This window comes from Flavobacterium sp., from assembly GCF_017985075.1.
In the GTDB taxonomy this organism is placed as follows: Bacteria; Bacteroidota; Bacteroidia; order Flavobacteriales; family Flavobacteriaceae; genus Flavobacterium.
The window spans coordinates 1-5,230 of sequence record NZ_JAGNYF010000090.1 but is presented as its reverse complement, the minus strand read 5'-3'; the positions used below and the strand labels follow the sequence as shown (position 1 = coordinate 5,230).

The 5,230-nt window shown below is 32.4% G+C and carries 6 protein-coding genes; 5 read left to right on the top strand and 1 reads right to left on the bottom strand.

What is annotated here, in order from left to right; translation table 11 throughout:
- From KA468_RS10525 to KA468_RS10510, 4 genes are all read left to right on the top strand, one after another.
- Window positions 1-930 (top strand): serine hydrolase (locus KA468_RS10525; RefSeq protein ID WP_291242890.1); only part of this gene is annotated, 930 nt, incomplete at its 5' end.
- A 2-nt stretch (window positions 931-932) separates the two neighbouring features.
- Entirely contained in the window at window positions 933-1,394 is a 462-nt protein-coding gene (locus tag KA468_RS10520) for a DUF1801 domain-containing protein (protein ID WP_291242889.1), read from the top strand.
- A gap of 59 nt (window positions 1,395-1,453) precedes the next feature.
- Complete coding sequence (gene bshA, locus KA468_RS10515; RefSeq protein ID WP_291242888.1) at window positions 1,454-2,587, top strand: N-acetyl-alpha-D-glucosaminyl L-malate synthase BshA; 1,134 nt, start codon at window positions 1,454-1,456, stop codon at window positions 2,585-2,587.
- A 2-nt stretch (window positions 2,588-2,589) separates the two neighbouring features.
- The gene (locus KA468_RS10510) at window positions 2,590-3,042 is read left to right on the top strand and encodes a protease complex subunit PrcB family protein (protein WP_291242887.1); all 453 of its coding nucleotides are present in this window, start codon (window positions 2,590-2,592) and stop codon (window positions 3,040-3,042) included.
- Here KA468_RS10510 and KA468_RS10505 read toward each other — a convergent pair.
- Window positions 3,035-3,847, bottom strand: coding sequence for a hypothetical protein (locus KA468_RS10505; RefSeq protein WP_291242886.1), 813 nt, complete (start codon window positions 3,845-3,847; stop codon window positions 3,035-3,037). The two genes, KA468_RS10510 and KA468_RS10505, sit on opposite strands and share 8 nt — an antisense overlap.
- Before the next feature lie 77 nt (window positions 3,848-3,924).
- Between KA468_RS10505 and aroC the strand changes: the two genes are divergently transcribed.
- Complete coding sequence (gene aroC, locus KA468_RS10500) at window positions 3,925-4,971, top strand: chorismate synthase (protein WP_291242885.1); 1,047 nt, start codon at window positions 3,925-3,927, stop codon at window positions 4,969-4,971.
- The last annotated feature ends 259 nt before the right edge of the window (window positions 4,972-5,230 follow it).

The window sequence follows — 5,230 nt, the reverse complement described above, 5'->3', positions numbered from 1 at the left end:
TTTTCATTCAACAGTACGTTATCGCAATTACTTCCTAATTTTAAAAATTCTAACAAAGCGGACATTACGGTTTTAGATATGTTAACGCATCAAGCTAAATTACCAGCTTGGACGCCTTTTTATTTAAAAACGTTAGACTCATTAAAAAAACCAAGTCAAAAATATTATCAAGCTACACCTTCTGAAAACTTTCCGTTAAAAGTATCGACTAATTTATATTTACGAAAAGATTATACGGATACGATTATGAATATCATTAAAGAAGCGCCTTTATTGCTTACTAAACAATACAAATACAGCGATTATGCTTTTATTTTATTTAAAGAATATTTAGAAAAATTTCATCATAAAAGTTTGGATAAACTCTCTGATGATAATTTTTATAAAATGTTGGGTGCAAATTATACTTCATACAATCCATTAGATAAATTTGAATTGGCAACCATTATGCCTTCAGAAATTGATTCCTATTATCGATACGATACCATTCAAGGGTATGTGCATGATATGGCTGCGGCGATGCAAGGCGGTATTGGTGGACATGCTGGATTGTTTTCTAATTCGTTAGATGTGGCTAAAATTATGCAAATGTATTTACAAAAAGGAACGTACGGAGGGCATACTTATTTTTCAAAAGATACATTTGACGCATTTAATACTTGTTATTTTTGTAACTCTGGAAATAGGCGAGGTGCTGGTTTTGACAAACCTCAAATTAGCGGTGAAGGCCCTACTTGCGGATGTACTTCTAAATTAAGTTTTGGACATACGGGTTTCACAGGTACTATGGTTTGGGCAGATCCTGAAAAAGATTTAATTTATATCTTTTTATCAAATAGGAGTTATCCCGATGGAAATATTAATAAACTCTCAAAATTGAATATTAGAGAAAATATACAGAAAGTAATTTACGAATCGATAACAGATTAATTATGACTTCAGCTGCAAAAACTGTGGAAGACTATATGAATAATCTTCCAGAAGATAGAAAACAACCAATGGAATTGCTTCGAACTACACTGCTTAAAAAAATTCCAGAAGGTTTCGAGGAAGGTATGAATTATGGTATGATTGGCTATTATGTTCCACATACAATTTATCCAAAAGGATATCATTGTAAACCAGCTGATCCATTGCCTTTTATCACATTTGCTTCTCAAAAAAACAGCATAAATTTCTATCATATGGGAATGTATGCTAATAAAGATCTTTACGATTGGTTTGTGGCGGAATACCCAAAACACAGTACTCGCAAATTAGACATGGGTAAAAGTTGCATCCGATTTAATAAATTTGATGAAATACCGTTTGAATTGTTGGGTGAATTGGTTACAAAAATTTCTGTTCAAGATTGGATTGAAACTTATGAATCGGCATTTGTAAAGAAAAAATAATAATAAAATAAATGTCAAGTCACATTTAAAATAGATTTGGTGTTTCAACAAAAAAATAAATGAAAATAGCAATGGTTTGTTATCCTACCTTTGGTGGGAGTGGCGTAGTGGCCACAGAGTTAGGCTTAGAACTAGCAAAAAAAGGACATGAAATTCATTTCATTACCTATAAACAACCTGTCCGATTGTCGTTGTTAAATCCGAATATATTTTTCCATGAAGTAAATGTACCTAACTATCCGTTATTTCATTACCAGCCCTACGAATTGGCTTTGTCAAGTAAATTGGTAGATATGGTAAAACTTTATAAAATAGATGTATTACACGTACATTACGCCATTCCTCATGCCTATGCAGGGTATATGGCCAAACAAATGTTAGCCGAAGAAGGCATTTCACTTCCCATGATTACAACGCTTCATGGTACCGACATTACGTTAGTTGGGAATCATCCGTTTTATAAAAGTGCTGTGACATTTAGCATCAACAAATCTGACTATGTTACCAGTGTTTCCAATAGTTTACGTGAAGCTACGTATCGTTTGTTTGATGTTAATAAAGAAATTCATGTGATACCTAATTTTATTGAAATTGAAGAAACCCTTTTAGAAAATAAATCCATTTGTCAGCGTTCGGTTTTGGCGTCGTCTAATGAAAAAATAATTACACACATATCTAACTTTAGAAAAGTAAAAAACATTCCAGATGTGGTGAAAGTTTTCTACAGCATTCAGAAAGAAATTCCTTCTAAATTAATGATGGTTGGAGAAGGACCTGAGAAGATTGTTGCCGAGAAATTATGTGAAGATTTAGGCATTTCGGATAAAGTCATTTTCTTTGGAAATAGTAACGATATTAATCAAATTTTAAAGTATTCCGATTTGTTTTTATTGCCTTCTGAAACAGAAAGTTTTGGTTTGGCAGCATTAGAAGCTATGGCATTTAGTGTTCCGGTAATATCAAGTAATTCGGGTGGTATACCAGAAGTAAATGAAGAAGGTGTTTCGGGTTATTTAAGTGATGTTGGTGATGTGGAAAGCATGAGTAGAAACGCAATTTCTATATTAAATTCAGAAGAAACGTTACTTCAGTTTAAGAAAGCAGCTTTTGAAGTAGCTAAAAAATTCGATATCAAAAATATTCTTCCTTTGTATGAAGAATTGTATAACAAAGCTATTAATTTAGATTCTTAATTATGAAAATATTTAAAAATAGGGTATTGCTTATTGGAGTTTGTTTGTTGTTTTTGTCTTGTAAACCCGTTCAGCAAGTTGTTGAAAAAGAAAGAAACCATTATGAAGTGGTTTTTAAAAGTCAAATAGGTGGGAAGAAAGAAAAATCTAATCAAGTAATTAAAAACTACGAAGAATTTAATGCTTTAATTACTTCTTTAAATATTGGAGAAGAATCTTTCGGTAAGTTACTAGCTATCGATTTAGAAAAACACGATTTAGTTGCCTGTTTTTTAGGTGAAAAACCCACAGGTGGTTATGATATTGAAGTAGCTGATGTACTTTTTACAGACACAACCGCACAAATTATCTTAAAAGAAATTACTCCAGAAAAAAATCACCTAGTAACAGATGCATTTACGTCACCTTATCTTTTTGTATTGGTACCTAAAAACAAAACGATTTTAGTTAATTAACATTGTACGTATCTAAAAATTCTTCTTGCTCTTGAGAATTGCTTACTGGTAAACCAATTTGAGCTGCTATTGTTGCATCTAAAGTAAAATTCGTATTTGTTTTTGTGTATACAATCCCAATATTTTTAGAAAGGTATTGTGTAGAAACTACTACATCTTGTTGTGGTAATATGGTTAAAGTAATAGGAAAACCTGCAATAGTTTGTGTGGTAGTAATTTTTAAACTCACCACTATTTTAGTCGATTTTACATCTGGATATACATCGTTATTTGGAGAAGTGAACGATGCGTAATTTTCTCCGCCAATAGCTCTTAATTGGTATTCAATCGTAACCGGAAAGTTACTTATTGTTTGTTGAAACGTGCCTGTTTTTTCACTTAAAATTTCTCCATTTGTGGCACTTTCCTTAAATATAACAAAATCTGTAACACTTAAATCAACTCCAGTTGGTAGTGTTATGCCTTGTAAAACGCTTAAATTTCCTGTTAAAAGTAATTTTCCAGCTTCTTTTCGTACGTTGTTGTTGTTTAATGAAGAACAATAAAATCCAGTTGCGATATTATTTCTGTTTTTAAATTTTTTATAAGTGTGTGTGCCTACTGTTTCATCACCAAAAATATATAAAGAATCTCTTGTATTGGTTTGTCCCTCTACATCATACGTCCAGTAGTTTCCATTGTTTAATGGTAAAGCATCTGTAAAAGTAGTTGAGTTGTTTGTATTATCGCCAATAGTACTTTCTAAACCTTCTACTGCACAAGAAACCAAACTTAAACTTAAGATAGCAAATAATATTTTTTTCATTTTATGTATTTTTTGCTAATATAAAAAAAACATTCAATATTTTTGTATAAATTAATGATTGCATAATTTATTTTAAAATGGCAAATTCGATAGGCACACGTTTTACATTAACAACTTTTGGCGAGTCGCATGGCTTGGCTTATGGTGGAATTATAGATGGATGTCCTTCTAATATTGCTATAGATTTAGCTTTTGTTCAATCAGAATTAGATCGAAGAAAGCCGGGGCAATCTAAACTGGTTTCTCAAAGAAAGGAAAGTGATACAGTACAATTTTTGTCAGGTATTTTTGAAGGGAAAACCACAGGAACGCCTATTGGATTTTTGATTGAAAACGAAAATCAGAAGTCCCAAGATTACGATCAATTAAAAGATACATTCCGTCCCAGTCATGCCGATTTTACTTACGATAAAAAATACGGAAATAGAGATTATAGAGGCGGTGGTAGAAGTTCAGCACGAGAAACAGTTAATTGGGTAGTAGCTGGCGCTATTGCCAAACAAATTATCCCAGAAATAAAAATTACAGCCTTTGTTTCTTCAGTAGGAACCATATATATAGACAAACCTTACCAAGAATTAGATTTTACTAAAATTGAAAGCAATGCAGTTCGATGTCCGGATGAAGTCACAGCTGTTAAAATGGAAGACTACATTACCGAAATAAAAAAGCAAGGCGATACCGTTGGTGGTACTATTACATGTGTAATACAAAATGTACCCATTGGTTTGGGTGAACCAGTTTTTGATAAATTACAAGCCCAATTGGGTAAAGCCATGCTATCTATAAACGCGGTAAAAGGGTTTGAATATGGGGCAGGATTTTGTGCTGCTGAAATGAAAGGCAGTGCGCACAACGATTTATTTAACGAAGACGGCAGTACCAAAACCAATTTATCAGGTGGTATACAAGGCGGCATAAGTAATGGCATGGATATTTATTTCCGTGTAGCTTTTAAACCAGTTGCCACACTATTACAACAACAAGAAGTCTTAACCCAAGACGGACAACTTAAAGACCAACAAGGTAAAGGCCGACATGATGCTTGTGTGGTACCGAGAGCGGTGCCTATAGTTGAAGCATTAGCTGCTATGGTATTGGCTGATTTTACTTTGTTGCAATAATTGTCTTAAATTATCCATTAGTTTTTTTATACCTTTTACATACACTATCCATACACTATCTATGGAGTATCTACGGAGTATCAATGGAGTATCTATACACTATCTCTTTTAAATAAATTAGCTATTAGTTAATTTGACCCGTCCTAAAATAACTATACAGGTTATTAAATAAATCCTACTTTAGCTTTACAAATATAATTATTAATCCTAAACTTACTATACAATTGATTTTTCTTGATAAAAACTCTTATTATAGTTC